Genomic DNA, 24,793 nt, shown 5'->3' on the forward strand with positions numbered 1-24,793 from the left:
TGGCTCGGGATGGAGATATGTTTTTAAAAATACGACCAATTAGTCGTATTGTGCATGATAAAACCAAATGGTCGCTTCGTAAATGAAGATGCGAAATTTTTACAAGAAGAGCGGTGGGGAAGTAGGGGCTGGGCCGCTAGATGGTAGCGGCGTGATCCAAGGAACGGCATTCACGCGCCTTTTTAAAGGGGCAGGATGCGTCGTATTGGTGGGTAAGGACGCTGGGCAGATGAGAAGTTGTCTGCCCAGCGCATTCAGGCTCATATCAAAGCGGGCTAGCCGTTATTTTTGCAGGCGTTTGAGCATATACGGCACGCTCAGGAACAGGATGGCCGCAATATAAAAACCGACGGCAATCGGGCTTTCCAGCAAGACCAGGAAGTTACCTTGACCCGCGGCCAGTGCGGTACGAAGCTGGTTTTCTGTTAGCGGCACTAGAATCAAGCCGATCAGCAAAGGGGCAATGGGAAAACCATAGACCCGCATGACGTAGCTGACCACCCCCAGACCCGCCATCATGGCCAGTTCAAAGGTAGAGCCGGATACCCCCCAAATGCCAATCATGGCAAAGACCAGAATTCCGGCATACAACTGGGGTTTGGGTATGTACAGCAAACGCACCCACAGGCCCACCAAAGGTAGGTTCAACACCAGCAGCATGGTATTGCCCACATACAGCGAGGCAATCAGCCCCCAGACCAACTCTGGATTGCTGGTGAACAAAAAGGGCCCCGGCTGCAGGCCATAGTTTTGAAAGGCGACTAGCAAAATGGCCGCAGTGGCAGATGTTGGTAAACCCAGCGTCAGCAAGGGCACCAAAATACCTGCGGCAGCAGCGTTATTGGCCGCTTCAGGCCCGGCCACCCCCTCGATAGCTCCGTGTCCAAACTCTTCCTTGTTTTTGGACAGGTTCTTTTCCAGTGAGTAGGACAGCATGGTGGGCAGTTCCGAGCCCCCACCGGGGATAGCCCCCATGGGAAAACCGATAATAGTCCCGCGTAGCCAAGGTTTCCAGGAACGAGCCCATTCGTTTTTGGTCATGAAGGCTTTGCCGCGAATGGGGATGATTTCCTCGTTGTTATGCCGGAAGCGGCTGGCTACGTACAGAATTTCTCCAATCGCGAACACGGACACCAGCACGACTGTCAGTTCTACGCCATCCAGCAGGTCTGGCAGGCCAAACGTCATGCGGGCCTGGCCCGTCATGGCATCAATCCCTATGACCCCCAGGGCCAGCCCCAGGAACAAAGAGATAAAGCCGCGCACGCGGGAGGCTCCCATCACCACTGCAACAGAGGTGAACGCCATGATGGTCAGGGCGAAGTAATCGGCTGGCGTGAAAATAAAGGCGAGCTCAGCCACTAAAGGCGCAGCAAAGGTCAGGGCCAGCGTGGCAATGGTGCCAGCAATAAAGGAACCAATGGCAGCGGTTGCCAAGGCAGCCGCCCCCCGCCCACGGCGAGCCATTTTATTGCCTTCCAATGCCGTCATCATGGAGCCGGCCTCGCCGGGCGTGTTGATCAAAATGGCGGTAGTGGAGCCGCCATACATGGCTCCGTAAAGCACCCCTGCAAACATGATGAAGGCTGACACCGGCCCTACAGAAACGGTCACTGGCAGCAGCAAGGCGATGGTCAGGGCCGGGCCAATACCGGGCAGGATGCCGATGGCGGTACCCAGTACAGAGCCAATCAGCGCCCACATCAGATTCATGGGTTGCAGGGCCACTTCAAAACCGTGCAAGAGCAAAGACAGGGTATCCATTACAGCCCCGCAACAGGAAGAAAGCCGCCCAACTGCAAGCCCAGACGGCCAAACAGGAACCAGCAGGCGCTGCCCAGCAGCAGCCCCCAGAGCAGATCAAGCAGCATCCGGCGCGAGCCCAGGGCACGGGCCACCAGCATGAAGCACACTGAGGCTGTGATGGGCAGCCCCACAGTTTCCATCATCAGGCTGGGCAAAACAGCGGCCAGCAGGACGGTTAGAAAAGGCCCTTTGTCCATGCCAGGGTCCTGGGCCCGTTCTTCCTGTTCAAAGGCGGTGCCACGGTGTATTTGCAGCAGGAGCACAATGCCCAGAAGCACCAGCCCGGCTCCCACCAAGGCTACAAACAGACCGGGGCCAATGGCCGCGTATTGGGCGCTTAGCGTGAGGGACGTAGAAGCGTAAAGGCAGATGGCACCGGCCAGGATGACCGCCAGCCCCAGCCACCAGGGTTGGCGTGAAGTCGCACTCATGTGGGTTCTCCGGTCAGGCTTACTGGGTCAGACCGGCGTCGTGCAAGATGGTCGTGGTGCGTTCGGTTTCCGCTTTGATGAAGTCCCCGAATTCGTCACCCGCCAGAAAGTAGGGCTCCCAACCCAGGCGTTCTTGAGTGGCTTTCCACTGCGGGGCCTGGCTCAGCTGGGTAAAGCGATCAATCCACAGCTTGTAGTTTTCTTCAGGCATATCGATGGAGCCCAAAATGCCGCGCCAGTTGGCAATTTCCACGTCATAGCCTGCTTCCTTGAACGTGGGAACTTGCTCCAGCCCCTTCATGCGTTTGTCCGAGGACACGGCCAGAATGCGGATGCGCCCGCTGTCGGCAAATTGCTGAAATTCAGACGCGCCAGAAATACCGGCCTTCAAGGTGCCATTGACGATGCCCGTGACGGTATCCGCCCCGCCTGCTTGCGGGATGTAGTTCAAGGTTTTTACCGGGATTTGGCCTTGCTGGGCCAGTAAGGCCAGCGCAATGTGATCTGTGCCACCGGCCGATCCGCCGCCTACCGGCATCGCTCCGGGGGTGGTTTTCAGCGCTTGAACAAAGTCGTCCAGGGTTTTATAGGGGGAGTCCGCCTTGACGGCCAGAACTACATATTCTGCGGTCAAGCGTGCCACCGGCCGGAACTTGCTCAAATCAATGGGGGACTTGTTCATGACGATCGAGCCCACCGTGATCGCACCAAAGACGGCCAGTGCATCGGCCTTCCCTTTTTGAGAACGCTGGAAGTCGGCCAAGCCAATGGTGCCACCGGCACCGCCTTTATTGCTGAAGCTGACGGTTCCCGTATAGATCCCTGCCTCTTTCATGGCCTGCATGGATTGGCGGCCGGTGGAGTCCCAGCCGCCACCGGGGTTGGCGGGCAGCATCATGCTGACTTGGGCTTGGGCGGCAACCGCGCCACCGATCAGGGCAGCGGCCAGCAAGGGACGCAGAAAACGATGGATTTTCATCTGATGTCTCCGAAAAGGATATGCACTTGGGCATTTGATTTTTTTAGTTCTTCGTCGTCGATATTACCCCAAGGGGTTGGCTTTTACGCTTTGGGGCCTTGTGCTTGAAAGAATGGGCAGCCAAGACGCTTTCTGCCGCACTCTGGCAGGCGAGGAAAGTGGAAACCTGGAAATTGTGTGCGTGAATGTTCATATGAACATTTAAGCGTCATAAAACTTTCATTTGAGCGTCACCGAGCCGTAACGTCGCGTTCCTACACTGCCAGGTATTCAAACGAAACCTATACGCCGTGTTATGAACCTATCCGTCAGGCAAAGCATTATTGTGGATTTGCTGGCCGCCCAAGGGGTGGTGTCCGTGGATGGTCTGGCCTCGCATTTCGGGGTGACGCCGCAGACCATACGCCGTGACCTGAATCATTTGTACGAGGCTGATCTAGTGCGCCGTCGCCATGGTGGTGCCGAGCTGAATGTGGTCGAACGCAATATCCCCTTCCAGACACGCCGCATTACCCATTTGCAGGCCAAAGCCCGGATCGGGCGCGCAGTAGCCAAGTTGATTCCCCCCGGCGCCAGTGTGCTGCTGGGCTTTGGAACCACGCCTGAACAGGTGGCACTGGCTTTGGCGGACCACCGCGATTTAACCGTGGTTACCAACAACATCAGCGCGGCGCTGGCCCTGTCTCACAATATGAGCCATCGCGTGGTCCTGACGGGGGGCGAACTGCGCCAGCCTAATCCTGAAATTCTCGGCCCCGGTGCGGAACGCCTGTTCAACAGTTTCAAAGCTGACTTCGGGGTGTCCGGGGTAGGGGGCTTTGATTCGGACGGTGCCTTGCTGGACTTTGACATGGCCGAGTCCGATTGCCACAAAGCCTTGCGGGGCAATTGCCGCTTGCGGATTTTGGTGCTGGATCACACCAAGTTTGGGCGACGCGCTCCGGTGCGTAGTGGCTCTCTGGACGATGTAGATATTCTGGTCACCGATCAGGCTATCCCCGAGCCTTATCGTGAGCAAATCCCGGATCGTATTCAGCTTGTGATTGCGGACGAGGTGCAGTCGTGAGTCGTGCTGCCATCGAACTGCAGGGCATTGGTAAATCCTGGGGTGAACAAGCCGTTCTCAAGCACATAGACCTGTCTATTCAGGAAGGGCAATTCACTGCTTTATTGGGGCCATCGGGCTGTGGAAAATCGACCTTGCTGCGCATTATTGCGGGACTGGAAACCCCTAATCAGGGCCGCTTGCTGATCAATGGACAGGACGCCACGTATCTGGAGCCCGCCAAGCGTGGCTTGAGCATGGTGTTTCAGTCCTACGCCTTGTTCCCGCATTTAAATGTGGCCGACAACATCTTGTTTGGCCTGCAAGTGCGCCGAGCTAATCGCCAGCAGCAAAAAGAGCGTCTGCGCGAAGCCTTGGCCCTGACCAATCTGGAAGGACTGGAGGAGCGCAAACCCGGCCAGCTGTCCGGTGGGCAGCGCCAGCGAGTGGCTCTGGCACGCAGCATTGTGTCCGGTCACCGCATCTGTTTAATGGATGAGCCGCTATCCAATCTGGACGCCAAATTGCGGCATACCGTGCGCCACGAAATCCGTGCTTTGCAACAGCGTCTGGGCTTGACGGTGGTGTATGTCACCCACGATCAGACCGAAGCAATGGGCATGGCCGACCACGTGGTGCTGCTCAACGCCGGAGATATTGAACAGCAAGGTAGCGCCCAGGATTTATACGGCCAGCCCAATAGCGTTTTTACTGCCGGCTTTATTGGCAGCCCACCCATGATGATGATTCACAGCGACCACATCCCCCTTGATCTGTGGCCCTCGCGCCGTCAGTACGACCAGCCGCATCGCGTACTGGTGGGTGTGCGCCCCGAAAACCTGGTTTTAAGTGAGCCGGGCGAGCAGCAGGTGTTGGCCACCGTGGTGCATCAAGAATTTCAAGGGGCAGATGCCTATGTGTATGTGCAATTGGATGACGGCCATACCTTGATTGTGCGCGCACCGCACAGTCGCAGCGTCGAGGCGGGCGCTCGTTGCGGCTTGAGTTGGGACCCCGTTCACGCCTTTTACTTTAACCAGGACAGTGGGGCCCGTTTGTGGACCCCGTCCGCTGCTGCGGCTGCTTCACCCGCCGTTTCTCCTGCTGTTCTCTCTTAACGTATTGCGAGTCTACCCATGTTCAAAAAATGTTTGCTTGCCACCTCTAGTGCTTTGTTGATGGGCCTGGGCACCAACGTGCACAGTGCGGTGGAATTGACTATGTACTACCCCATTGCGGTAGGTGGCCCTTTGACCGATGTGGTCGATGGAATGATCAAGGATTACCAGGCCCAGAATCCCGACGTCACAGTTAAAGCCGTGTATTCCGGCAACTACGATGAAACCCGTGTGCGCGCCTTATCGGCCTTGCGTGCAGGTGAGTCGGTACAACTGTCTGTCTTGGGTGCATTGGATACCCATGATTTGGTAGAGCAAGGGCTGGTCGAAGCCTTTAGTGATGTGGCTCAGGATGCACCCAGCCAGGATTGGCTGAAAAGTTTTTATCCGGCCTTGATGGCCAATGGCACCCTGGAAGGCAAGGTGTGGGGCATTCCGTTTCAGCGCTCTACCATCGTCATGTTCTACAACAAGGACTTGTTCCGCGAGGCCGGCCTGAACCCAGATCAGCCCCCCAAAAGTTGGGGCGAGCTGGTAGAGACGGCCAAGAAGCTGACAACAGAGCAGCGTCATGGCCTGATGATCCCGTCTACCGGCTACCCCTATTGGATGTTCCAGGCTTTGGCTTTGCAAAATGGCCGTCAGCTGATGAACGAAGAGGGCACCCAGGTTTACTTCAACGACCCCAAGTCGGTAGAGGCTTTGCAGTTCTTCCATGACTTGGCCTACAAGCACAAAGTCAGCCCCACGGGCACCATTGAGTGGGGCACGCTGCGTCAGGCCTTTGTGCAAGGCAAGACAGCCATGATGTGGCACACCACGGGCAACCTGACGGCTGTTAAAAACGAAGCCAAGTTCGACTTTGGCGTCGCCATGCTACCTGCCAAGGAAAAAGCGGCATCGCCAACAGGCGGCGGCAACTTCTATCTGTTCAAAGGGGCAAACGAGGAGCAGAAAAAAGCGGCTCTGGACTTTGTACGCTGGATGACCGCGCCTGAGCGTGCGGCTGCTTGGTCGATGGCCACCGGCTATGTAGGCGTCAGCCCCGCAGCGTATGAAACCCCGGCCTTGACCGAGTACGCCAAGTCTTTCCCGCAGGCCTTGGTGGCACGCGATCAACTGGCTGTGGCATCGCCCGAGTTTGCTACTTACGAAACTGCTCGTGTCCGTGAGCTGCTGTCTAACGCCGTACAAGCAGTACTGACCAATGCCAAGACGCCCAAGGCCGCCTTGGACGACGCTCAGGCAGCCGCAGACCGCCTGCTGCGCCCCTTCAACTAAGCAGGTGTAGTGATGGCTGAACCATTGCGTGTGCTGCGTAAAGAATGGGTGTTTGCCTACCTCTTGTTGACGCCGCTGTTTGTGTTGCTAAGCGTGTTTGCCTTTATCCCGGCGTTGCACACGTTCTGGTCCAGCCTCTTAAGTAAAGGCACGGCGCGCCGTCCGGCCCAGTTTGTGGGTTTGGATAACTACGATGCCATGCTGGCTGACCCGACCTTCTGGCTGGTCCTGAAAAACAATCTTTGGTATGCGGCCATCGTGATTCCGGTGTCGATGGCGTTGGCCTTGCTGATGGCGCTGTGGGCCAACCGGGCCATGAGCATGCGGGCCTGGGTGCGTTGCGCTTACTTCACCCCCACCATGCTGCCCATGATTGCAGCGGCCAATCTGTGGCTGTTCTTCTATACGCCAGACTTGGGTTTGCTGGATCAGATTGCCAAATTGTTTGGGGCGGGCGCGACCAACTGGCTGGGTCAGCCACAAACTGCGCTGGGTGCGGTCATAGTGGTGACGATCTGGAAGGAAGCCGGTTTTTTCATGATTTTTTATCTGGCGGCCCTGCAAACCATTCCGCCCGAATTGCGGGATGCCGCCCGTCTGGAAGGGGCCAGCCGCTGGCAGTATGGCCGCCGTGTGCTCTTGCCCTTGCTGGCACCGACCACCTTATTCATTCTGATCAACGCGCTGATCAACTCGGTCAAGCTGGTGGACCACCTGTTCATCTTGACCAAAGGCGGCCCCAATAATGCGTCCAAGCTGATGCTGTACTGGATCTGGGAAACTGCCTTTGCCTATATGGACACGCCCAGCGCCGCTGTGCTGACGGTGGTGCTCTTACTGGGTCTGGGAGCCGTGGCTATCTTTCAATTCCGCTACGCTGAACGACGCGTGCACTACCAGTGATGAACATGGATACCGTTTTGACTGCACCGCAACGCACTTTGCGTTTGCCATCTCTGGATACGCTAGGGGCGCATGCCTTGGCCTTGTTGTGGATTGCGCCTTTGCTCTACGCCTGCTGGGCGGCGTTTCGTGACCCGTCCGCTGCCTTGAGCTTCGATTGGAGCGCAGGGTGGACTTTGGATAACTTTGCCGCTGCCTGGGACCGTGCGCCCTGGCTGCGCTACATCTTCAATACCACCGTGTTGGTGCTGACCATTTTGGTCGGGCAGTTTGTACTGTGTACCCTGGCCGCCTATGCCTTTGCCCGCTTTCGCTTTTTTGGTAGCCAGTTCTTGTTCATGCTGCTGCTTTTGCAGCTGTTCATCCTGCCCGAAGTGCTAATTGTGGAGAACTACCGCATGGTGGCCCTGTTGGGCTGGACGGATACCGTCTGGGGTATGGGTGTGCCGTATATGGCCAGTGCGTTCGGGGTGTTCTTGCTGCGTCAGGCTTTCAAACAAGTTCCCAGGGAGCTGGAAGATGCGGCCCGCCTGGAAGGCTGTAGCCGCCTGGGGGTGTTGTGGCGGGTGTATGTGCCTTTGGTCAAGCCGGTGTACCTGGCCTATGCCCTGGTGTCCGTGTCCACGCACTGGAACAATTTTTTGTGGCCTTTGGTGATCAGCAGTTCGGACCATACCCGGCCTTTAACGGTGGGTTTATCCCTGTTTGGCGCGCCTGAAAGTGGTGTCAGTATCTCCCTGATCAGTGCCGCCACATTAATGACTATCTTGCCGCTTTTGCTGGGCTTTCTGCTGTTCCAAAAGCAGTTCATGCAGGCCTTTTTACGCGCTGGCATTCGTTAAGGAATTCTGATGAAAATCATCCAGTTTTCGGATTTGCACATTACCCCGCCTGATGGCCTCTTGTTTGGCTCTGATCCCCTGGAGCGTTTGCGCAGTTGTGTGCAGCACGTAAATCGCCATCATGCTGATGCAGACTTATGTGTGCTGACGGGGGATCTGACCCATGCTGGCCATCCCCGTGCCTATGAGCGCTTGCGTGAAGGTTTGCAGGATTTGATTCCGCCTGTGCGTCTGATGATGGGCAACCACGATAGTCGCAGCGCTTTTCACAGCGTGTTCCCGCAGGCTCAGACCGATGTGCCGGGCTTTGTGCAGCATGCAGAAACGATGGGGGATTGGCGTCTGATTTATCTGGACACGCTGGAAGACGGCTACACCAACGGCTATTTGTGTACCCGGCGTCTGGCGTGGTTGCAGCAGGAACTGGAGGCGCATCAGGGGCCGGTGATGCTGTTTTCGCACCATCCTTTGCCAGCCTTGCAGTATCCGTCCATGGACTGGTTGCGCTTGAGTAATGCGCCGGACTTATTACCCATGCTGAAGGCGCATCCTGCCCCCATTCATTTGTTCTCCGGACATGTGCACCGATGTGCCAGTGGCGTTTGGAACGGTCTGCACTTTGTGACGGTGAACGGGACCAACCATCAGCACGAGCTGGATCTGGAACGGGAGGGGGCGGCAACGTCTACTTTTGAGCCCGCCAGTTATGCGGTGATCTTGCCCAATGCAGACGGCCTGACCGTGCACTTCCAGCCCTTTGCTTACGAAGAGCTGCGCTTTCCGTACACCGGCGATTTAAGTGCCTTGAAGTGCATTTAATATCTGTCGGGAACTAACAGCGCAGTCGCGCTGAGTACGGCCCCGGATTCCTGGATGGAGTCCAGAGAGGGGCCGTTTTTGTTGAGTAACCCTGTGCTGCTTAGAAGGAGTAACGCAGGTTCAGCATGGCATTACGTGGTGCGCCGTAATAGCCGGTGTAGAAGGTCTGGTCCAGTGCGCTCAGGTACTTGCGGTTGAACAGATTGTTGACGTTCAGGGTTGCGGTCAATTGCTTGCTGAAATCGTAGCGGCCCATCAGATTGACCACGGCGTAGCTGCTTTGTTCTCCTGTGACGGTCTTGCCCAAATCCCAAGGTGTTGCGGTGAAGTGGGTTTGGCTTTGCCAGTTCACGCCGCCCCCTACAGTTAAGCGATTCCAGCTGCCGGGCAGGCGGTACGTGGTCCACAGCTTGGCCATATGACGGGGCGACAGGGTTTTGATGCGCTCGCCTTGAGCATCTTTGGTCTGGCTGTAGGTGTAGCTAAAAGCCATGTTCCAACCGTCCAGCAATTCACCGGTCACCTCCACATCCAGCCCTTGTGTCTTGGCCCCTTTGACGGCGGTATAGGCGGCTTCACGCTGGGTGCCCGGCACGATAAAGCCTGAGTCAGCCTCGGCCAGATTGTCCTGACGAATCTGATACAGGGCGATGCTGCTGTTCAGACGGCCGTCCAGCATTTCGCTTTTCAGGCCGATCTCATAGTTATTGCCTTTGCGCGGGTCCAGGAAGTTGCCACTGCGGTCGCGGTAGCTTTGTGGCTTGAAGATGCTGGTGTAGCTGGCGTAGACCGAATGTTCTTCGTTCAAGTCATAGACAATGCCCGCGTAGGGAGTGAAAACATTGTCTTCATTCATGGTTTTGAGGCTGTTGTTGCGAGCCAGCGCGGGGTCTGGATACTGCTGAGACAAGCTGTAGCGATAGTTGCTGATGCGGCTACCCAGAATCACGGCCAGATTGTCCGTGGGTTTTAAGCGCAGCGCCGTGTATCCACCGTATTGCTTGACCGACAGGTCGTAATCAAACAGTTTTTCGCCAGAGATATTCGGGCGGGCGGGGTTGTTATCCCACTCGAACATATTGTGCACGGCGGTGCCTTCAATACCGGCATAGCGCATAGGCTCGTGGAAGTTGTCGTACTTGGATGAGTTAAAACCCACTACTAATTCGTGCTCGCGCCCGAAAAGTTGGAAGGGGCCCTTCACATTGACATCAAAACTGGTTTGACGCTGCTTGGCGCTGGACACGCCGCCATACAGTTTCACCCCTTTGCCGGTGACGGGATCTGGGTAGCCCCAGGAAGCATCAGCCCGTTGGCCACTGCGGCGGCCTTCCATGTGGTTCAGGGACAGCGCCAAAGCCCAGTCGCTGGGCAACTGCTGGTCCAGCTTTAGGAAGCTATTGCTCACTTCCATTGTGTTGGTGCTCCAGCGCGCGCCGGGACTGGTGTGGACGTCATAGTCAATTTGCTCGCCGGTGTTGTAGAACAGGGGCAAGCCCGAGCCGGTGGAGCCGCGTGGATTGTTCTTTTGATAATCCATGCCCAGGGTCACCAAGGTGGTGTCGGTGATATCTGCTTCCAGCACGCCATAGACAATGTCTTTTTTGGTCTTGAAGTAGTCCATATAGCTATTGCCTTCCTGGTGCGCGCCCACCAGACGGCCACGCAGGCGGCCGCTGTCAAGCAAAGGCCCGCCCAGGTCTACCTGCGCGCGCATTTGATCCCAGGAGCCGTAGCTGACTTCGGCATGGCCCTGAAAGTCCGCTGTCGGGCGCTTGCGCACCATATTGACGACGCCGGATGGGTCTCCCGCCCCCGTCAATAAGCCGGGCGCACCGCGCAGCACTTCGACGCGATCATAAATTGCCATGTCGGCCAGGCCTTGGGGAATATTCTGGCTGACGATATCGGACAGCGTGGACAGGCCATCGAGCTGGTAGTTGTCGATTGCGTAGCCGCGCGAATTAATGGAGTAGCGGTCACTGCCTATGTGTTGAATCGAAATACCGGGGGCCTGTTGCAACACACTGCCGATGCTGTCCAGCGACTGGTCTTCAATGCGCTGGCGTGTCATCACACTGACGGTCTGCGGGGTTTCGCGCAGCGTCATGTTCAGCTTGGTGGCGGTGGTGGTGGCCCCATGGCTGGCATAGGTCTGGCTGCCTTCGGTCACTGGCAGGCGGCGGCCCACCACTCGTACCGGGGCCAGCATGGTGGCGTCCGCATTGGGGCGCGACAGGGTGATGGTGTTGTTCTCGCGGCGGTACTCCAGGCCCGAGCCTTGCAGCAGAGTGCGCAGTGCGTCCTCGGGCAGCATGCGGCCTTGAATCGGAGTGGTGCTCAGGCCTTGAACCAGCGACGGCGAGAAGAACACCTGCAACTGAGTTTGCTCAGCCAATTTCAACAGAGCTTCGGATAAAGCCTGGGCAGGAATATGAATAGGGACAGGATTGTCCAGGGCCAAGGCGGGGGCGCTGGTAGCGGCCATCATCACAGCAAGCAGGACAGGGCGCAGGCGGGGCAGGAAAGCAGTTCGATTCACGATGGTCAGGATAGGTGTCGGACACAGAGGCGTCCGGATTCAGACATGTCCCGTCAAGCCGGGCTTGAGGAACGCTGAATGTAAATACGAGTCAGTCTTACTAAACCCCTCAGACCCGACCGGTTTATTTGAAACTAATTGTAATTAAGGGGCGCTGGAGAGCAGCACACCGCCATCTTCCTGGGCCTGGGCGCGTAGCGGCAGGATTTGCTGCAGGGCATGCAGGATGGCTTTTTGATCGTCCAGCAAGAAGGAGGCGGTGACACGCTGCCTTCCGATGGAAGGCTGAGCTATTCGGATGGGATGTTCACGGTAGCGGTTGATCTCCGCCACGACGCCAGCCAAAGGCATATCGCGCACGATCAAGCGCCCTTGTCGCCAGGCGGTTGCCGCCGCAACATCTACTTCCGTTTGTATGTTCAGGCCCTGTGCCGGGGAGCTGGTCGCGCCAGAACCTGCAGGCAGATAGCGCGTCTGACGGTTCCACCAGGGGCCGCTGGATATTTCCACGTTGCCGCTTTCAACCAGTACAGAAACCTGATCTGCATCGCGGCGCACGGTAAAACTGGTTCCAGTTACACGAATCTGTGTTCCTGCGGCTCTGACGGTAAAAGGGCGTTGCGGGTCGGAAGCGACTGCGAACATGATTTCGCCCTGGTGCAGATCCAGATGGCGGCTTTTTTCATAAAAGCGCAGGTCTGCTCGGGTGTTGGTATTCAGTTCCAGACTGGAGCCATCTGGCAAGGGTATCCAGCGGCGTTCACCCACACGGGTTTGCAGGGAACTGGCATACACCGCTGTGGGGCTGAGCAGCAAGCTGGCCAAGCCTGCCGAACCGGCCACGGCCACCAGGGCACCGGTATTGCGAATGAGTTTACGGCGGCGCAAGTCAGGCCGAACCGGCACAGTGCTGCCATACAGCGAGGCCACCAAATCCTTGTCCAGCGTGCTGGCCAAGGAACTGAGCTGCTCGACCGCCATGAATTCACGCTCGTTTTCCGGGTCTTCCTGTAACCAGTCATCCAGGGCTGCGTGGTCTGCCGGGGTGAATCGCCCCGAGTGCAAGCGGGCCGACCATTGGGCCGCTGCCTCGGCCGGGGAGGTCGCGTCACTAGGATAAAAAGAGGATTCAGAACTCATCGCGCAAACGCTCGCGGACAAACTGGTTGGCCAGCGCAATATAGCGCTCCACGCTGGCGACAGACAGGTTTAGATGACGGGCAATCTCGGCCTGGGTCCAGCCTTCAATGCGGTTCAGGACGAACGCTCGTCGGTGATTCAAAGGCAATTCTTCCAGGGCCGCCACCAGCGCCTGGCGCAACTGGGCCGCACTGGCATGGGCGTCGGCCCCATCGCTTAGCGGGTGGGCATCTTCGTGCAGCTCGTCCCAGGCCAGATGCTGGAAGCGGGTGTTGCGACGCCACAGATCAATCGCCCGATGGCGTGCCGAACGATACAGGAAATTGCGTGCGTGGGTGGGCGTCAGTGTCTTCTGGTCTTTTTGCAGCAGGGCTTCAACGGCATCATGTGCCACGTCCTCCGCGTCCGCACGGCTGCCAAAGCGGCGCAGGCAGGACTGCATGAACTCGCCGTAATAGGCCAGCCAGCTTTTGCGAGAGAGGTCCGAGTCGGACATGAGGCGATCAAGAAAGGATGAGCAGAAGCGAATTATTGCAAATAGTTCTCATTAACTCAATGGTGGTGAGCGTCAGCTTTGGGGCCGGGTGAGGTTGTCCTGCAACGCCCAGCCCCGTGCCTGCTACTGAAACCGCGCCCTACCGGGTGAAAAGTCTTGTTGTTTCATGCAAGGTCGTTATACTTGCGAACTATCAGGGGGAGTAGCTTACTTTCCGGAGCATCGTCATCACGGCAATGTGTGTTTTTCACATCTTCCCGGTGCCCGGGCAACCTTAGGGTTGCAAGCGAGACCTTGCCATTAATGGGCAAGGTGTATCCTCTAAAAACGATATGGCCTGCGTCCTTAATGGATCAGGCCATTTTTGTTGGTGCACTGCAAGTCAGATTGCTGTTGTACAGTCAGACAAGATGGTCGTCAGGTTTCAATTTCAACAATATGAAAAGGCGGTCTTACACATGATTGAGTTTTTGCAGACAATGAGTTGGGCGGCAGTATTTCAGATCATCCTGATCGATATATTGCTGGGGGGCGATAACGCGGTGGTGATTGCACTGGCGTGTCGTAACTTGCCTGCACAACAGCGTATTAAAGGTATTTTGTGGGGTACGGCCGGTGCCATTGGCCTGCGCGTCGTACTGATTGCATTCGCGTTGACCTTGCTGGCCGTGCCGTACCTGAAAGTGGTTGGTGCCCTGTTGCTGGTCTGGATCGGCGTCAAGCTGCTGATCCCCGAAGATGAAGGTCACGGAAATGTCGAAGGCAGCGCCACCTTGTGGAAAGCGGTCAAGACCATCATCATCGCTGACTTTGTGATGAGCCTGGATAACGTGATCGCCATTGCCGGTGCTGCTCAGACGGCAGATCCGGATCACCAGATCGGTCTGGTGGTGTTTGGTCTGATTGTCAGCGTGCCTATCATCATCTGGGGCAGCACACTGGTCCTGAAGCTGATCGACCGTTTCCCGTTCGTCGTAACACTGGGCGCAGCTTTGTTGGGCTGGATTGCCGGCGGCATGATCGTGACGGATGTGAAATTCATCGAGTACTTCGGTGAAGCCTCCACCAGCACCAAGCTGATCGCTGAAGTTGTGGGCGCCTTGTTGATTGTGGGTCTGGGTCATGGCATTGCTGCAGCCAAGCGCAAGAAAGCTGCCTAAGCCTGAAATTGAAACAGCAGGTGTAGAACCGCGCCGGGGGCTTCGCTTCCGGCATGGTTCTGGGTTAAGCTCGAACGATTTTCTAAAAAAAGGAGTACACCATGGCACAAGCCTCCGCACGCCACATTCTGGTCAGCACCGAAGAGAAAGCGAATGAATTGAAATCCGCTATCGAAGGTGGTTCTGACTTCGCTCAGGTGGCTAAGGAAAATTCCAGCTGCCCATCGGCCCGCATGGGCGGCGAGCTGGGAACCTTTGGTCGTGGCCAAATGGTGCCCGAGTTCGATCAGGTTGTGTTCAGCGCCCCCGTTGGCGTTGTACAAGGCCCCGTCAAGACTCAGTTCGGCTACCACCTGGTAGAAGTGACTGCACGTCAGGACTGATACGATCAGGCCAATAAAAAACCCGCTTCGGCGGGTTTTTTATTGGGTGGCTGGTTTTGTCCCTGCATGGGGTATGCGTGTGTGTTTTATGGTTTTACCGTGTTGTGGGGCGCTTAGATATCGCCCCTTGCCCTCAACGCGGATTCAGCATCAGGTAAAACGCAGTGTTAGCGCGGGAACGTAGCTGAACAAGGCCAGAATGATCAGCGCAGCCAGGTAAAACGGTGCCAGTTCACGTACCACTTTAAGCACCGGCACGTTGGCAATCGTGCTGGAGATGAAAAGCGTGGTGCCCGCTGGTGGAGTATATAAACCAATGCTCAGGTTCAAGACCATCATGATGCCCAACTGCAAAGGGTCCAGGCCAATTTCCATGGCCAAAGGCACAAAGATAGGGCTAAGCAGCAAAATGGCAGCAGGCAAGTCGATGAACATTCCCACCACCAACATAATTACGTTGAGCAGCAGAATAATGAGCAAGGGGTTTTGCAGCGTTTCCAAGGCCCAAGCAGTGAATAGCTGGGGAATCTGTGCATACGTGACCAACCAGGCAACAGCTGCCGATCCCATGATGACCAGCATGACAATGCCGGTCGAAACACCTGCTGAGAGTGTCGCCTGAACAATTTTGCTCATGTTCAGGTCCCGATAAACCACCGTCCCCATGAATAGGGAGTACAGGGTTGCCAGCACGGAGACTTCGGTGGGAGTAGCAATGCCGAAACGCAGTAGTACCAAAATAAGTATGGGTAGCGCCAAGGCTGGCAGTGCTTTCCACAGCAAAGGCCAGAATCGTTGCCAATCAAAAGCAGTGCGCTGATAAGGAAAGTTGCGCAGGCGTGCGGAAATGTTGCACACCATAATAAAGGCCACTGTGATCAGCAGGCCCGGCAAGACACCTGCCAGAAATAGCTCACCAATGGACACCCCAGACACCAGTGAATACAGAATCATGGGTATGGAGGGTGGGATCAGCACGGCAATCATGGATGTGGCGGCATTATTGGCGGCGACAAACGCGGCAGGATAGCCTTCGCGTTTTTGCCAAGGGATTAATACCGAGCCCATAGCGGTTGCATCAGCCACCGCGGAGCCAGCTACTCCCCCAACCGTTGCTGAACCCAACACCGTTACGGAGGCCAAGCCACCCCGATAGCGTTGTACTAAAAGCGTGGCAAATTCGATCAGGTAGCGCCCTAGTTCCCCGCTCATCATAAGGCTGCCCGCCAGAATGAAGAAAGGCAAAGCCAGCATAGGAAATGACTGCGTGGGGGCAAACATCTGCTGGGCAATCAGGTTCAAGGGCAAAAAGTCGCTGGAGCTAACGGCGGCTCCGGATGCAATGACCAGGACGTGCCCGACAGGCACTGACAAAATCAGCAGAGCAAAAAATGTAATGATCATGACCGCAATCATGTCAGTACTCCTTATTCGGGGTTGGCAGGCCGGCCTCGCCCTGGAGGACGATTCGTACGCCGATCAGCAAACTGCAAATAGCGGTTCCCAAGGCGGCGAATGCCAGCGCGGCATACGCCCAGCTCAAGGGCAGATCAAGCAGTGGGCTGCGTTCAAAGGCCACAATTTCCATCATGTCCACGATGACGTCGAACAGCACTAGATACGCGACCACAATGAGCGCGTTGACACTTAAGGCCAGAGCGCAGCGGGCACGGTGGCCCAGGTACTGGCTCAGGATATCAATGGCAATGTGGGCCCCTTGCTGGGCTGCCATGACGATTCCGGCAGCGATCATCCAGGGAAAGAGATAGGACGGCATCTCGGACACCCATCCCAGACCGCCGCCTTGCAACAGATAACGCAGCACGACATTCAGGCTCAATCCGACCAGCAGGACCAGCATCGTGACGAGCAGCAAGACTGAACACACACGGTAGATCTGACGGTCCAGCCAGTGTGTTGCCGCAAGCAGGCGCGGTGCGCGCGCAGTGGGTAAGGTCATGGCATTCCTTTGGTCACATCGCGGCACTTATTGCGCCGCTTGGTCCATCAATTGCGCGACGAGATCACCGAATGGTTTTTTCTTCCATTGTTCGGCAATTGCGCTGGTCGCTTGTTGGAAGGCAGGGCGGTCAACCTCGTTGATTTTCACGCCGGGAAAATCCTGCAGCGTTTGCGCCAGCTTTTCGTTGGTGTCATGCATCAATTGATGTTGCATCAGGCCTGCTTCAACGGCTGCTTCACGGATGGCCGTCAACTCAGGTTGCCCTACCTTGCCTTGTGCCATACGGGCCATCAGGAATGGATTACTCTGCCAGACATGGCCGGTCAGGCTGATGAAGGCGTTCACTTCATACAGCTTGGAGCTGGCGATGTTGGCCAGCGGGTTCTCTTGGCCGTCCACAACGCCTTGCTGCAAGGCCAGATACAGTTCACCGAAGGCGATTTGCTCAGGGCTGGCGTTCAGAGCTCGGAACACATCCATCAGCATGGCATCGGCTGGGACTCGTATTTTCATACCGGCCAGATCGGGCGGGGTCAGGATAGGGCGTTTGCTATTGGTGACATGACGCACGCCGTTGTCCCACCAGTCCAGCGCGACCAAGCCCCGTTTTTGAAGGCGTTCTGCCAGTTCATTGCCGATGGGACCTTTGAGTATGGCCAACGCGTGCGCCGGGTCGCGAAATAGAAACGGCAGGCCCAGTGCATTTAATTCGGGAGCGACGGCTGCCGTGGCGCCTTGGCTGTTAATGCTGAAGTCCAGCACGCCTGTGCGCAAGCTCGTGAGCATGGCGGCATCACTACCCAATTGTTCGGCCCCGGCGATGTTGATGCGCACCGCACCTTGGGTTTTTTCCAAGACTAGGGCGGCAAAGCGTTCGGCTGCAAGTGCACGTGGGTTGCCAGGTACTGCGCCATGTCCCAGGGTTAACGTCGTGGCGGCATGGGCGCGCCGCAAGAAAGCAGGGAAGGCGGGCGCGATAGCAACTACGCTGGCGCCAGCCAGAAAGGTTCTGCGAGTCATCGTCATGTTTGTCTCCTAGATAGAATCAGGAATGGTCTTGGCGCCATTCTTCTTGTTCAGCGCGGCCACAAGGGTGGCCGACTGAGGCTAGAGCCAGCTGCGAACAGACTGGCAGATTGAGCTTGTTGAAATTCCGTACCGATCATGCAGGGTTGGCAAGGCACCTGCATCCAAAAAGGCATCCGGCAAGGCAATATGACGGAAGCCCGCTGGAGTGACGCCTGCCATTAACAAAGTGTGGGCTACGGCCTCACCCAGACCGCCAATGCTTGAGTGGTTTTCAGCAACCACGACCAGACGTGGACGGCGCTGGACCTGAGCAAGAATAGTGTCGCTATCAAGTGGCTTGATGGTCGGAGAGTGTAGTACAGCGGCACTGATACCTTGTTCGCGCAAGATTTTGGCAGCGTCCAGTGCGCGCATGGTCATCAGTCCGCTGCTGATGAACAGCACATCATCACCGTCGCACAAAAGCTTGGCGCGGCCCATCTCGAACTGGTAGTCGTACTCGTCCAGCACCAGAGGCACTTTGCCTCGTAGTAAGCGCATATACACTGGGCCAGGATGATTAGCCATGGCTGCCACGGCCTGGCGTGTATCCAGAGCATCGCAGGGATCAAGAATCGTCAGGCCAGGCACTCCTCGGAAGATGGCGATATCCTCTGTGGCTTGATGGCTGGGGCCGTAGCCCGTGGTCAGTCCGGGCAAGGCGCAAGCGATCTTCACATTAAGATTTTCTTCCGCAATGACTTGGTGAATGAAGTCATAGGCGCGGCGTGAAGCAAAGACCGCGTAAGTGGTCACAAATGGCGTAAAGCCTTCTTTAGCCATTCCCCCAGCGGCGCCCATCAGAAGTTGTTCGGCCATGCCCATCTGGAAAAAACGCTCGGGATGTGCTTGCGCGAAAATGTGCAGGTCCGTGTATTTAGCCAGGTCAGCGCTCATGCCAACAATATCGGGACGCTGGTTTGCCAGCTCTGCCAATGCGTGGCCGAAGGGAGCCGTTTCGGTGCGCTGATTGTCATCGGCAATCGAGGCAATCATGGCGGAGGTTTTCAGGCGAGGGGCAGTGGAGGTGTTATTCATGGGGATACTCCCGGCTTGTTGGCGTCCAATATATCGAGCGCTTGCTGCCATTCATCAGCATCAACGCGGATGAAGTGGTTCTTTTCGCGTTGCTCAAGAAAAGGCACGCCACATCCCATCCGGGTATCGAACAGGATCACGCGTGGCTTGGGGGTGGCTACCTGGCGAGCCGTATCGAAGGCCTGTCGTACCGCAGCAATGTCATTGCCATCGGCTCGCTGTACGTGCCAACCAAAAGCAGCCCATTTGTCGGCCAGCGGTTCAAAGCCCAATACCTTGCCGGAGGGGCCGTCCGCTTGCTGCTGATTGATGTCGACCAGACAAATAAGGTGCTCAAGGCCATGATGGGCGGCAGACATGGCGGCCTCCCAGGTCGAGCCTTCATCCAGCTCGCCATCCGACATGGAGTTGTACACAAAGGCGGGGTTGTTCTTTTGGCGTAGCGCTAGTGCCATGCCCACAGCGATAGGTAGCCCTTGGCCTAGTGAGCCTCCGGACATTTCCATCCCCGGGGTATAGGTCGCCATTCCAGACATGGGCAGACGGCTGTCGTCGCTGCCGTAGGTCTCCAGCTCTTGTTCCGGGATCACACCTGCCTCAATCAGGGCGGCATACAGGGCAATCGCATAGTGACCGTGCGACAACAAGAAACGATCTCGTCCTTCCCATTTAGGGTCGTCCGCTTTGTAGTTCATGGCGTGGCGGTAGGCCACAGCCAGGATGTCGGCCATGCCCAGGGCCTGGCCGATGTAGCCCTGGCCTTGCACTTCGCCCATGCGTAAGGCCAGACGGCGAATGCGCCAGGCAGCTTCTTGCAGCGGCAGCAATGTTGAGCAAGTTGCAGTGGTGGTAAGACTCATGGAAATTGACTCCTGATGACGGCCTTAGCCATGAATGAGCATGCCGCCATTGACATCGATAACGGCGCCGGTGATATAGGCAGACAGGTCAGAGGCTAAAAACAGATAGGCGTTGGCCACATCACCCGCAGCGCCTAGTCGACCCAGCGGGATTCCCTTGAGGATGTCCTGGCGCATGGCATCGGTCAGTTTGTCGCCGGTAATGTCGGTTTCGATTAAACCTGGTGTGACACAGTTCACACGGATGCCATCGGGGCCGAATTCTCGAGCCATGGCTTTGGCCAGACCCAGAACCCCTGCCTTGGCGGCGGAATAATGGGGACCGCCAAAGATGCCACCGCCGCGCTGCGCGGATACGGAGGACATGCAGGCGATGGAGCCGCTACCTTGGGAGCGCATCGTGGGCAGGCAGGCTTGGCTCAAGTAGAGTACGCCGCGCAAATTGACGTCCAGAATGCGATCCCAGCTTTCCGGGTCGATATCCAGTGTGCGTACGGGCTGCGTGATCCCTGCATTGTTGATCAGAACGTCAATACGACCATAGTGCTCAACAATCTGTTTAGCCGCGAGCTGACACTGTTCACGGTCTGTCACATCACAAACCAAAGCCAGATGTGAACCGGCAGGCAGACTGGCGATAGCAGTCTGCGCAGCCTCCAGGTTCAGATCCAGGATCGCAACTTTGGCGCCTTGTTCGGCAAAACGACGGGCAGTTGCCAGACCAATACCTCGCAGGCCAGCAGCGCCAGAGATGACGGCGACTTTATCTTTCAACAACATGATGCCTTCTCCTTAATGGATATCTTGTTATTGATGAATCGTATCAACAGCGAAAAGGCCAAACAAACGGTAAGATTGCATGTATTGATGAATTGGAGTCACTAATATGCTCAGAAACATTCCGATCGCGATGATGCGGACTTTTGAGGCAGCGGCTCGTACTGGTTCGTTTCGGGCAGCTGCCGATGAGCTGTTTCTGTCCCCCAGTGCCGTCAGCCATGCAATCCGACGCTTGGAGGATCATCTGGGTACGTCCTTGTTCAAACGCAGTACCCGTACCATCGTGCTGACTCCCGCCGGGGAGACGCTATACAGTCACGTCGGGCGTGCGTTTGATGAGCTGCGCCAAGGTATTGATCTGGTCTCCAGTGATCGGCCCGCCGTGCTGCGCATGCACTCTGCTCCCAGTTTTGCCGCGCAATGGCTGCTGCCACGTCTGCGCCGTTTTCTGGAAACGCATCCGCAGATCGACTTGCGTCTGGCTGCCAATACGGAATATGCGCGGTTTGAGTACAACGAGTTTGATCTTGACGTGGTGTACGGCAAGCCACGTTCGGAGGGGCAGTTGGTAGTTCCATTGGCAGAGGAGCTGTTGACGCCGCTGTGTTCTAAAGAAATGGCGGCGCAAATACGGACAGTTGAGGATTTATACCGGGTGCCATTGATCCAGAGCGATGTGAAACAGATTCGTTGGCCGGCCTGGTTTGAACATCATGGAATGCCCTCACCGCCTTTGAAAGGTGCTCGCTTTGATCGTAGCTTTTTGGCGATAGCCGCTGCTGCAGATGGCTTGGGTGTCGCCTTGGAATCAACCTTGCTGGCCGAGCGTGAGCTGGCCCGGGGCGATTTAGTTCGCCCTTTGGCTGGCATTGAGCAAGAAATGTATTACACGGGCCATTATTTGACCTATTCCCATGCAACGCGCCGCTTGCAAGCTATTGGCGAGTTTCGGGAATGGATGATGGCAGAATTGGGAATGCCGGGTTCGTCCTCTGCAGCACCGACGTAAGTAAAGAGTAATGTAGCCAGTCAATGCATGTCTCACGGCAGGACATGTATAAAAATCTGGACTTTTTCCCGTAAGCTGCGCAGTATGCCAGCCATACTGGCTCTTGGTTCTGTCCTTGTGTTGTTCGCTTACTCCGAGCGAGCCAGCCCATTCTTATAAAGAAATCCCCATGAAACGCACCGATATGGAAAAGCTCAGCGCGGTCAAACTGCTGAGCGATATGAAAAAAGCCAGCCCACCTCAGCGCTTTGCCGGTGACTCTGCCGTTGCAGACCGACGCGAACAACGCCGTCTGGATCAAGCGGCCGGTCTGGTGTCCTTTCCCGTCAAACTGACCCAGCCTGTTATTGATGCCGTACGTGCTCGTGCTGCTGAGCAAGGTGTGTCCACCAATGAAGTCATTGACCGCCTGCTGGCCCAAGCGCTGGACCTGTAATTCATGCAGATCTGGGTAGATGCCGATGCTTGTCCGGTAGTCATCAAAGAAATCCTGTATCGCGCTGCGCAGCGCTGGAGCCGGCATGTGACCTTGGTGGCGAACCAGATGCTGCGTACTCCGCCGTCCCCTTGGCTACGGGCCGTGCAAGTGCCCCGAGGCTTCGATGTGGCGGATGACTACATCGTCCAGCATGCCAATGAAGGCGATTTGATCATTACCGGTGACATCCCTTTGGCGGCACAGGTGCTGGAGCGCAAGACTCTAGTTCTGACGCCCAGGGGCGAGCGCCTGGATGCCAACAGTATTGGCGAGCGTCTGGCCATGCGAGACATGATGGAAGAGCTACGCAGCACTGGTGTAGACATAGGCGGACCCGCCCCTTTTAGTCAGGCTGATCGTCGCGCGTTTGCCAATGCGCTGGATCGCCTGATGGCCAGCCTGACTAGCACGGAGCGGTAGTTCCAGCGGGCTTGCCATCTGCCCGTTCTTTGTGTGAGTCTGTCGCTGGATCAAAATTTTTTAAGTGAAGTGTGATGACAGACTCAAACGCCAAACGTCCCTTGATGAATCTGACGGGTTTGAACGAGGCCGTAGCTCAGTTCGCTCGCGAGCGCGATTGGGAGCAATTTCATAGCCCCAAGAACTTGGCCATGGCGCTGACCAATGAAGTGGGCGAGCTGATCGAGATCTTTCAGTGGCTGACAGAAGACCAATCCCGCCAGGCTGGCAATGACCCTAAAACCGCTGAAGCGGTGCGCGATGAGCTGGCTGATGTGCAGATCTATCTGAGCCGCCTTGCTTATGTTTTGGGTGTAGATATGAATGAGGCCGTCACCAACAAAATTGCCAAGAACGCGCAGAAATACCCCGCTGACAAGGTGCGGGGCACGAACAAGAAATATACGGAGTTATAAGGCTGCTTAGTTAGAGCGGCTGCCTACAGCTCCCCCAACATTTCTTCTACAAACCGCTCCATCCGCGCATGTCGTTCGTGTGCGATTTTTTGTCCGGTTTCGGTTTGGAAACCTTCGGCCAGTTTGAATAACTTGGCTGGAAAGTGGTCCAGTGCGTAGCGTTTGTCATCCAGGGGGCGGTTTTCTGCTTTGGGGTCTTGCGCGTCGTACAGGCTGGAGCCCATGCGTCCTGCTGTGTAGAAGCAGCGGGCGACTCCTAAGGCCCCGATCGCATCCAGTCGGTCTGCATCTTGCAAAATACGCGCTTCCAGGCTGACGGGCGGGATATTGGCTGAAAAGCTATGGCTTCGTACGGCCTGGCCTACTGCTTCACAGTCTTGTTCTGACCAGCCCATTTCACGGAGCAGGTGTTGCGCTTGTTCGGCTGCCAAGGTCGATGCACGAGAGCGCAGCGGAGAGTTTTTTTCTACTGCGACGCAATCATGCAGCACAGTGGATGCCAACAAAATTCGCAGGTCACCGCCTTCCTGAGCCTGGATGGTACAGACGTTTTTCCAGACACGGATCAGGTGAGATTGATCGTGCGAGCCGTCGTTATGGCTGGTGCTGCTATGGGGCAGGAGCTGTTGAGCAAGTTCATCAAAGGGATGGAAAGGGCTGGGCATAGTGGTCGTTGGCTGGAGGGTGGGAGCAACAGCATAACGCGAAGCCGCAGGGCCTTGGCAAGGTCGGAAAAAAGGGCTGCATGAAGCAGCCCCTTTCTGGAACGAAATCCGGCGGGTCTAAAAATCGCTCAAACCCAAATCACCGACCGCATTGGCCCAGTAATTCAGCTCCTGATCCACATAAGCGGTGAATTCGGCGGGACTATTGGTGACTAGTGTGGCTCCGTTGCTCTCCCAGGAGGTCTGGATCTTCTCGGTTGCCAGAGCCTTGTGGATAGCTTGTGCCACCTCTTGCACCGTGGCATCCGGCACATCACCTTGCATGAAAATTCCGTACCAGGTCTGGGCGCTTATTTCATCCAGGCCCAGCTCTTTCAAGGTAGGAACATCAGGCAGAGCTGCGGCACGTTCCGGGCTGGTGACGGCCAGGGCACGCAAGCGGCCATTGCGTATCTGTGCCACGGCGGATGGCATGGTCTCGAACATAAAGTCCACTTGATCGCCACTGATCAGCGCCATGACGGCCGGGCCACTGCCTTTGTAGTGCACGGCAGTCATGGTGGTGCCAGACACTTTTTCCAGCTTGCCCGCCATCAGATGCAGCATGGTGGCCACGCCGCTGGTGCCGTAGTTCACCCCATGTCCTTTTTTGGCCGCCTCCAGTAAATCCTGGACGCTGTGATAGGGAGACTTGGCATTGACCACCAGCACATTGGGCATGGCAGCAATCAGGGTGACGGGCTTTAAGTCAGTGCGGGTGTTGTAGGGAAAGTTCTTCAACACAGCAGGCGCAATCATGTGGTGAACGGCGCCAAACAGCAGCTGATTGTCGTTGGGGCTGGAGTTGGCAACCATGCTGGCACCCAGCACACCACCGACTCCTCCCTTGTTTTCTACCACAACGATTTGACCAATTTCATTGCCTAGGGCTTCGGCCAGAGGGCGGGCCAGGGTGTCGCCCGAGCCGCCGGCAGCGGATGGGACGATCAGCCGCACGGGACGCTCGGCCCAGGCGGGCGGGGCGGCCCAACTGGTGGGCAGGGCAGCAAAAGTAAAACTGAGGGCAAGTACAACACGGGACCAGGGTTTCATGTTTTTTTACCTCCTCGGTA

26 protein-coding genes are annotated in these 24,793 nt (G+C 56.6%); 12 read left to right on the top strand and 14 right to left on the bottom strand.

Annotated features, from left to right (window positions below):
• Positions 1 to 282 precede the first annotated feature (282 nt).
• The 3 genes from AC1RSM_RS09720 to AC1RSM_RS09730 are packed head-to-tail and all read right to left on the bottom strand — an operon-like array spanning position 283 to position 3,216.
• On the bottom strand, positions 283 to 1,764 hold the full coding sequence (locus tag AC1RSM_RS09720; protein ID WP_492931954.1) for a tripartite tricarboxylate transporter permease: 1,482 nt from the start codon (positions 1,762 to 1,764) through the stop codon (positions 283 to 285).
• On the bottom strand, positions 1,764 to 2,237 hold the full coding sequence (locus tag AC1RSM_RS09725) for a tripartite tricarboxylate transporter TctB family protein (protein WP_492931956.1): 474 nt from the start codon (positions 2,235 to 2,237) through the stop codon (positions 1,764 to 1,766). Before AC1RSM_RS09725 ends, AC1RSM_RS09720 begins: the two co-directional genes overlap by 1 nt.
• Positions 2,238 to 2,256: 19 nt before the next feature.
• Positions 2,257 to 3,216: a Bug family tripartite tricarboxylate transporter substrate binding protein gene (locus tag AC1RSM_RS09730; RefSeq protein WP_492931957.1), complete on the bottom strand. Its 960-nt coding sequence runs from the start codon at positions 3,214 to 3,216 to the stop codon at positions 2,257 to 2,259.
• Positions 3,217 to 3,511: 295 nt separating this feature from the next.
• On the opposite strand from AC1RSM_RS09730, the gene AC1RSM_RS09735 reads away from it, so the two are divergent.
• From AC1RSM_RS09735 to AC1RSM_RS09760, 6 genes are read left to right on the top strand one after another with little or no spacing between them, the layout of a single operon-like run.
• A complete protein-coding gene (locus tag AC1RSM_RS09735; protein WP_492931959.1) occupies positions 3,512 to 4,282 on the top strand; it encodes a DeoR/GlpR family DNA-binding transcription regulator in 771 nt (256 codons plus the stop codon).
• Complete coding sequence (locus AC1RSM_RS09740) at positions 4,279 to 5,379, top strand: ABC transporter ATP-binding protein (RefSeq protein ID WP_492931961.1); 1,101 nt, start codon at positions 4,279 to 4,281, stop codon at positions 5,377 to 5,379. The genes AC1RSM_RS09735 and AC1RSM_RS09740 overlap by 4 nt, the downstream gene beginning before the upstream one ends.
• An 18-nt stretch (positions 5,380 to 5,397) precedes the next feature.
• On the top strand, positions 5,398 to 6,660 hold the full coding sequence (locus AC1RSM_RS09745) for an ABC transporter substrate-binding protein (protein ID WP_492931962.1): 1,263 nt from the start codon (positions 5,398 to 5,400) through the stop codon (positions 6,658 to 6,660).
• Between the two features lie 12 nt (positions 6,661 to 6,672).
• A complete protein-coding gene (locus AC1RSM_RS09750; protein ID WP_492931964.1) occupies positions 6,673 to 7,563 on the top strand; it encodes a carbohydrate ABC transporter permease in 891 nt (296 codons plus the stop codon).
• Positions 7,563 to 8,405 carry a carbohydrate ABC transporter permease gene (locus tag AC1RSM_RS09755; RefSeq protein WP_492931966.1) on the top strand — a complete coding sequence of 281 codons (843 nt, stop codon included), beginning with the start codon at positions 7,563 to 7,565 and terminating at the stop codon, positions 8,403 to 8,405. Before AC1RSM_RS09750 ends, AC1RSM_RS09755 begins: the two co-directional genes overlap by 1 nt.
• A 9-nt stretch (positions 8,406 to 8,414) precedes the next feature.
• Positions 8,415 to 9,224, top strand: coding sequence for a phosphodiesterase (locus AC1RSM_RS09760; RefSeq protein ID WP_492931968.1), 810 nt, complete (start codon positions 8,415 to 8,417; stop codon positions 9,222 to 9,224).
• A gap of 100 nt (positions 9,225 to 9,324) precedes the next feature.
• Here the strand turns inward: AC1RSM_RS09760 and AC1RSM_RS09765 are convergent, their stop codons facing one another.
• From AC1RSM_RS09765 to AC1RSM_RS09775, 3 genes are all read right to left on the bottom strand, one after another.
• Positions 9,325 to 11,766 (bottom strand): TonB-dependent siderophore receptor, encoded by a 2,442-nt coding sequence (locus tag AC1RSM_RS09765; protein WP_492931970.1) that lies wholly within the window; start codon positions 11,764 to 11,766, stop codon positions 9,325 to 9,327.
• Positions 11,767 to 11,910: 144 nt separating this feature from the next.
• A complete protein-coding gene (locus tag AC1RSM_RS09770; protein WP_492931972.1) occupies positions 11,911 to 12,906 on the bottom strand; it encodes a FecR family protein in 996 nt (331 codons plus the stop codon).
• Complete coding sequence (locus AC1RSM_RS09775) at positions 12,896 to 13,402, bottom strand: RNA polymerase sigma factor (protein ID WP_492931974.1); 507 nt, start codon at positions 13,400 to 13,402, stop codon at positions 12,896 to 12,898. The genes AC1RSM_RS09770 and AC1RSM_RS09775 overlap by 11 nt, the downstream gene beginning before the upstream one ends.
• A 458-nt stretch (positions 13,403 to 13,860) precedes the next feature.
• On the opposite strand from AC1RSM_RS09775, the gene AC1RSM_RS09780 reads away from it, so the two are divergent.
• Both AC1RSM_RS09780 and AC1RSM_RS09785 read left to right on the top strand, forming a co-directional pair.
• On the top strand, positions 13,861 to 14,562 hold the full coding sequence (locus tag AC1RSM_RS09780; RefSeq protein WP_492931976.1) for a TerC family protein: 702 nt from the start codon (positions 13,861 to 13,863) through the stop codon (positions 14,560 to 14,562).
• Between the two features lie 101 nt (positions 14,563 to 14,663).
• Positions 14,664 to 14,945: a peptidylprolyl isomerase gene (locus AC1RSM_RS09785; RefSeq protein ID WP_492931978.1), complete on the top strand. Its 282-nt coding sequence runs from the start codon at positions 14,664 to 14,666 to the stop codon at positions 14,943 to 14,945.
• A 150-nt stretch (positions 14,946 to 15,095) separates the two neighbouring features.
• Here AC1RSM_RS09785 and AC1RSM_RS09790 read toward each other — a convergent pair whose 3' ends face one another.
• The 6 genes from AC1RSM_RS09790 to AC1RSM_RS09815 all read right to left on the bottom strand — a co-directional run bounded on the left by AC1RSM_RS09790 (position 15,096) and on the right by AC1RSM_RS09815 (position 20,654).
• On the bottom strand, positions 15,096 to 16,361 hold the full coding sequence (locus AC1RSM_RS09790; RefSeq protein WP_492931980.1) for a TRAP transporter large permease: 1,266 nt from the start codon (positions 16,359 to 16,361) through the stop codon (positions 15,096 to 15,098).
• A 1-nt stretch (position 16,362) separates the two neighbouring features.
• Positions 16,363 to 16,905, bottom strand: coding sequence for a TRAP transporter small permease (locus tag AC1RSM_RS09795; RefSeq protein WP_492931982.1), 543 nt, complete (start codon positions 16,903 to 16,905; stop codon positions 16,363 to 16,365).
• A 27-nt stretch (positions 16,906 to 16,932) separates the two neighbouring features.
• A complete protein-coding gene (locus AC1RSM_RS09800) occupies positions 16,933 to 17,934 on the bottom strand; it encodes a TRAP transporter substrate-binding protein (RefSeq protein WP_492931984.1) in 1,002 nt (333 codons plus the stop codon).
• Between the two features lie 81 nt (positions 17,935 to 18,015).
• Positions 18,016 to 19,014, bottom strand: a complete 999-nt coding sequence (locus tag AC1RSM_RS09805) for a transketolase family protein (protein ID WP_492931986.1) — start codon at positions 19,012 to 19,014, stop codon at positions 18,016 to 18,018.
• The gene (locus AC1RSM_RS09810) at positions 19,011 to 19,874 is read right to left on the bottom strand and encodes a transketolase (protein ID WP_492931988.1); all 864 of its coding nucleotides are present in this window, start codon (positions 19,872 to 19,874) and stop codon (positions 19,011 to 19,013) included. The genes AC1RSM_RS09805 and AC1RSM_RS09810 overlap by 4 nt, the downstream gene beginning before the upstream one ends.
• 24 nt (positions 19,875 to 19,898) lie before the next feature.
• A complete protein-coding gene (locus tag AC1RSM_RS09815) occupies positions 19,899 to 20,654 on the bottom strand; it encodes an SDR family NAD(P)-dependent oxidoreductase (protein ID WP_492931990.1) in 756 nt (251 codons plus the stop codon).
• A 106-nt stretch (positions 20,655 to 20,760) separates the two neighbouring features.
• On the opposite strand from AC1RSM_RS09815, the gene AC1RSM_RS09820 reads away from it, so the two are divergent.
• The 4 genes from AC1RSM_RS09820 to AC1RSM_RS09835 all read left to right on the top strand — a co-directional run bounded on the left by AC1RSM_RS09820 (position 20,761) and on the right by AC1RSM_RS09835 (position 23,016).
• Complete coding sequence (locus tag AC1RSM_RS09820) at positions 20,761 to 21,663, top strand: LysR substrate-binding domain-containing protein (protein WP_492931992.1); 903 nt, start codon at positions 20,761 to 20,763, stop codon at positions 21,661 to 21,663.
• A 169-nt stretch (positions 21,664 to 21,832) separates the two neighbouring features.
• On the top strand, positions 21,833 to 22,099 hold the full coding sequence (locus AC1RSM_RS09825; RefSeq protein WP_492931994.1) for a hypothetical protein: 267 nt from the start codon (positions 21,833 to 21,835) through the stop codon (positions 22,097 to 22,099).
• Between the two features lie 3 nt (positions 22,100 to 22,102).
• Positions 22,103 to 22,561 (top strand): YaiI/YqxD family protein, encoded by a 459-nt coding sequence (locus AC1RSM_RS09830; RefSeq protein WP_492931996.1) that lies wholly within the window; start codon positions 22,103 to 22,105, stop codon positions 22,559 to 22,561.
• A gap of 74 nt (positions 22,562 to 22,635) precedes the next feature.
• Complete coding sequence (locus tag AC1RSM_RS09835; protein ID WP_492931998.1) at positions 22,636 to 23,016, top strand: nucleotide pyrophosphohydrolase; 381 nt, start codon at positions 22,636 to 22,638, stop codon at positions 23,014 to 23,016.
• Between the two features lie 23 nt (positions 23,017 to 23,039).
• Here the strand turns inward: AC1RSM_RS09835 and AC1RSM_RS09840 are convergent, their stop codons facing one another.
• Positions 23,040 to 23,681, bottom strand: coding sequence for an HD domain-containing protein (locus tag AC1RSM_RS09840; protein ID WP_492932000.1), 642 nt, complete (start codon positions 23,679 to 23,681; stop codon positions 23,040 to 23,042).
• A gap of 117 nt (positions 23,682 to 23,798) precedes the next feature.
• A complete protein-coding gene (locus tag AC1RSM_RS09845) occupies positions 23,799 to 24,773 on the bottom strand; it encodes a Bug family tripartite tricarboxylate transporter substrate binding protein (RefSeq protein WP_492932002.1) in 975 nt (324 codons plus the stop codon).
• Between the last annotated feature and the right edge of the window lie 20 nt (positions 24,774 to 24,793).

The organism is Alcaligenes sp. GW821-FHT11D07 (genome assembly GCF_058808495.1).

Excerpts from the sequence above, each read along its gene's own strand:
- AC1RSM_RS09720 (WP_492931954.1), bottom strand. The coding sequence starts at position 1,764 with ATGGATACCCTGTCTTTGCTCTTGCACGGTTTTGAAGTGGCCCTGCAA.
- AC1RSM_RS09725 (WP_492931956.1), bottom strand. The coding sequence starts at position 2,237 with ATGAGTGCGACTTCACGCCAACCCTGGTGGCTGGGGCTGGCGGTCATC.
- AC1RSM_RS09730 (WP_492931957.1), bottom strand. The coding sequence starts at position 3,216 with ATGAAAATCCATCGTTTTCTGCGTCCCTTGCTGGCCGCTGCCCTGATC.
- AC1RSM_RS09735 (WP_492931959.1), top strand. The coding sequence starts at position 3,512 with ATGAACCTATCCGTCAGGCAAAGCATTATTGTGGATTTGCTGGCCGCC.
- AC1RSM_RS09745 (WP_492931962.1), top strand. The coding sequence starts at position 5,398 with ATGTTCAAAAAATGTTTGCTTGCCACCTCTAGTGCTTTGTTGATGGGC.
- AC1RSM_RS09750 (WP_492931964.1), top strand. The coding sequence starts at position 6,673 with ATGGCTGAACCATTGCGTGTGCTGCGTAAAGAATGGGTGTTTGCCTAC.
- AC1RSM_RS09755 (WP_492931966.1), top strand. The coding sequence starts at position 7,563 with ATGAACATGGATACCGTTTTGACTGCACCGCAACGCACTTTGCGTTTG.
- AC1RSM_RS09760 (WP_492931968.1), top strand. The coding sequence starts at position 8,415 with ATGAAAATCATCCAGTTTTCGGATTTGCACATTACCCCGCCTGATGGC.
- AC1RSM_RS09770 (WP_492931972.1), bottom strand. The coding sequence starts at position 12,906 with ATGAGTTCTGAATCCTCTTTTTATCCTAGTGACGCGACCTCCCCGGCC.
- AC1RSM_RS09775 (WP_492931974.1), bottom strand. The coding sequence starts at position 13,402 with ATGTCCGACTCGGACCTCTCTCGCAAAAGCTGGCTGGCCTATTACGGC.
- AC1RSM_RS09780 (WP_492931976.1), top strand. The coding sequence starts at position 13,861 with ATGATTGAGTTTTTGCAGACAATGAGTTGGGCGGCAGTATTTCAGATC.
- AC1RSM_RS09785 (WP_492931978.1), top strand. The coding sequence starts at position 14,664 with ATGGCACAAGCCTCCGCACGCCACATTCTGGTCAGCACCGAAGAGAAA.
- AC1RSM_RS09790 (WP_492931980.1), bottom strand. The coding sequence starts at position 16,361 with ATGATTGCGGTCATGATCATTACATTTTTTGCTCTGCTGATTTTGTCA.
- AC1RSM_RS09795 (WP_492931982.1), bottom strand. The coding sequence starts at position 16,905 with ATGACCTTACCCACTGCGCGCGCACCGCGCCTGCTTGCGGCAACACAC.
- AC1RSM_RS09800 (WP_492931984.1), bottom strand. The coding sequence starts at position 17,934 with ATGACGATGACTCGCAGAACCTTTCTGGCTGGCGCCAGCGTAGTTGCT.
- AC1RSM_RS09805 (WP_492931986.1), bottom strand. The coding sequence starts at position 19,014 with ATGAATAACACCTCCACTGCCCCTCGCCTGAAAACCTCCGCCATGATT.
- AC1RSM_RS09810 (WP_492931988.1), bottom strand. The coding sequence starts at position 19,874 with ATGAGTCTTACCACCACTGCAACTTGCTCAACATTGCTGCCGCTGCAA.
- AC1RSM_RS09815 (WP_492931990.1), bottom strand. The coding sequence starts at position 20,654 with ATGTTGTTGAAAGATAAAGTCGCCGTCATCTCTGGCGCTGCTGGCCTG.
- AC1RSM_RS09820 (WP_492931992.1), top strand. The coding sequence starts at position 20,761 with ATGCTCAGAAACATTCCGATCGCGATGATGCGGACTTTTGAGGCAGCG.
- AC1RSM_RS09825 (WP_492931994.1), top strand. The coding sequence starts at position 21,833 with ATGAAACGCACCGATATGGAAAAGCTCAGCGCGGTCAAACTGCTGAGC.
- AC1RSM_RS09830 (WP_492931996.1), top strand. The coding sequence starts at position 22,103 with ATGCAGATCTGGGTAGATGCCGATGCTTGTCCGGTAGTCATCAAAGAA.
- AC1RSM_RS09835 (WP_492931998.1), top strand. The coding sequence starts at position 22,636 with ATGACAGACTCAAACGCCAAACGTCCCTTGATGAATCTGACGGGTTTG.
- AC1RSM_RS09840 (WP_492932000.1), bottom strand. The coding sequence starts at position 23,681 with ATGCCCAGCCCTTTCCATCCCTTTGATGAACTTGCTCAACAGCTCCTG.
- AC1RSM_RS09845 (WP_492932002.1), bottom strand. The coding sequence starts at position 24,773 with ATGAAACCCTGGTCCCGTGTTGTACTTGCCCTCAGTTTTACTTTTGCT.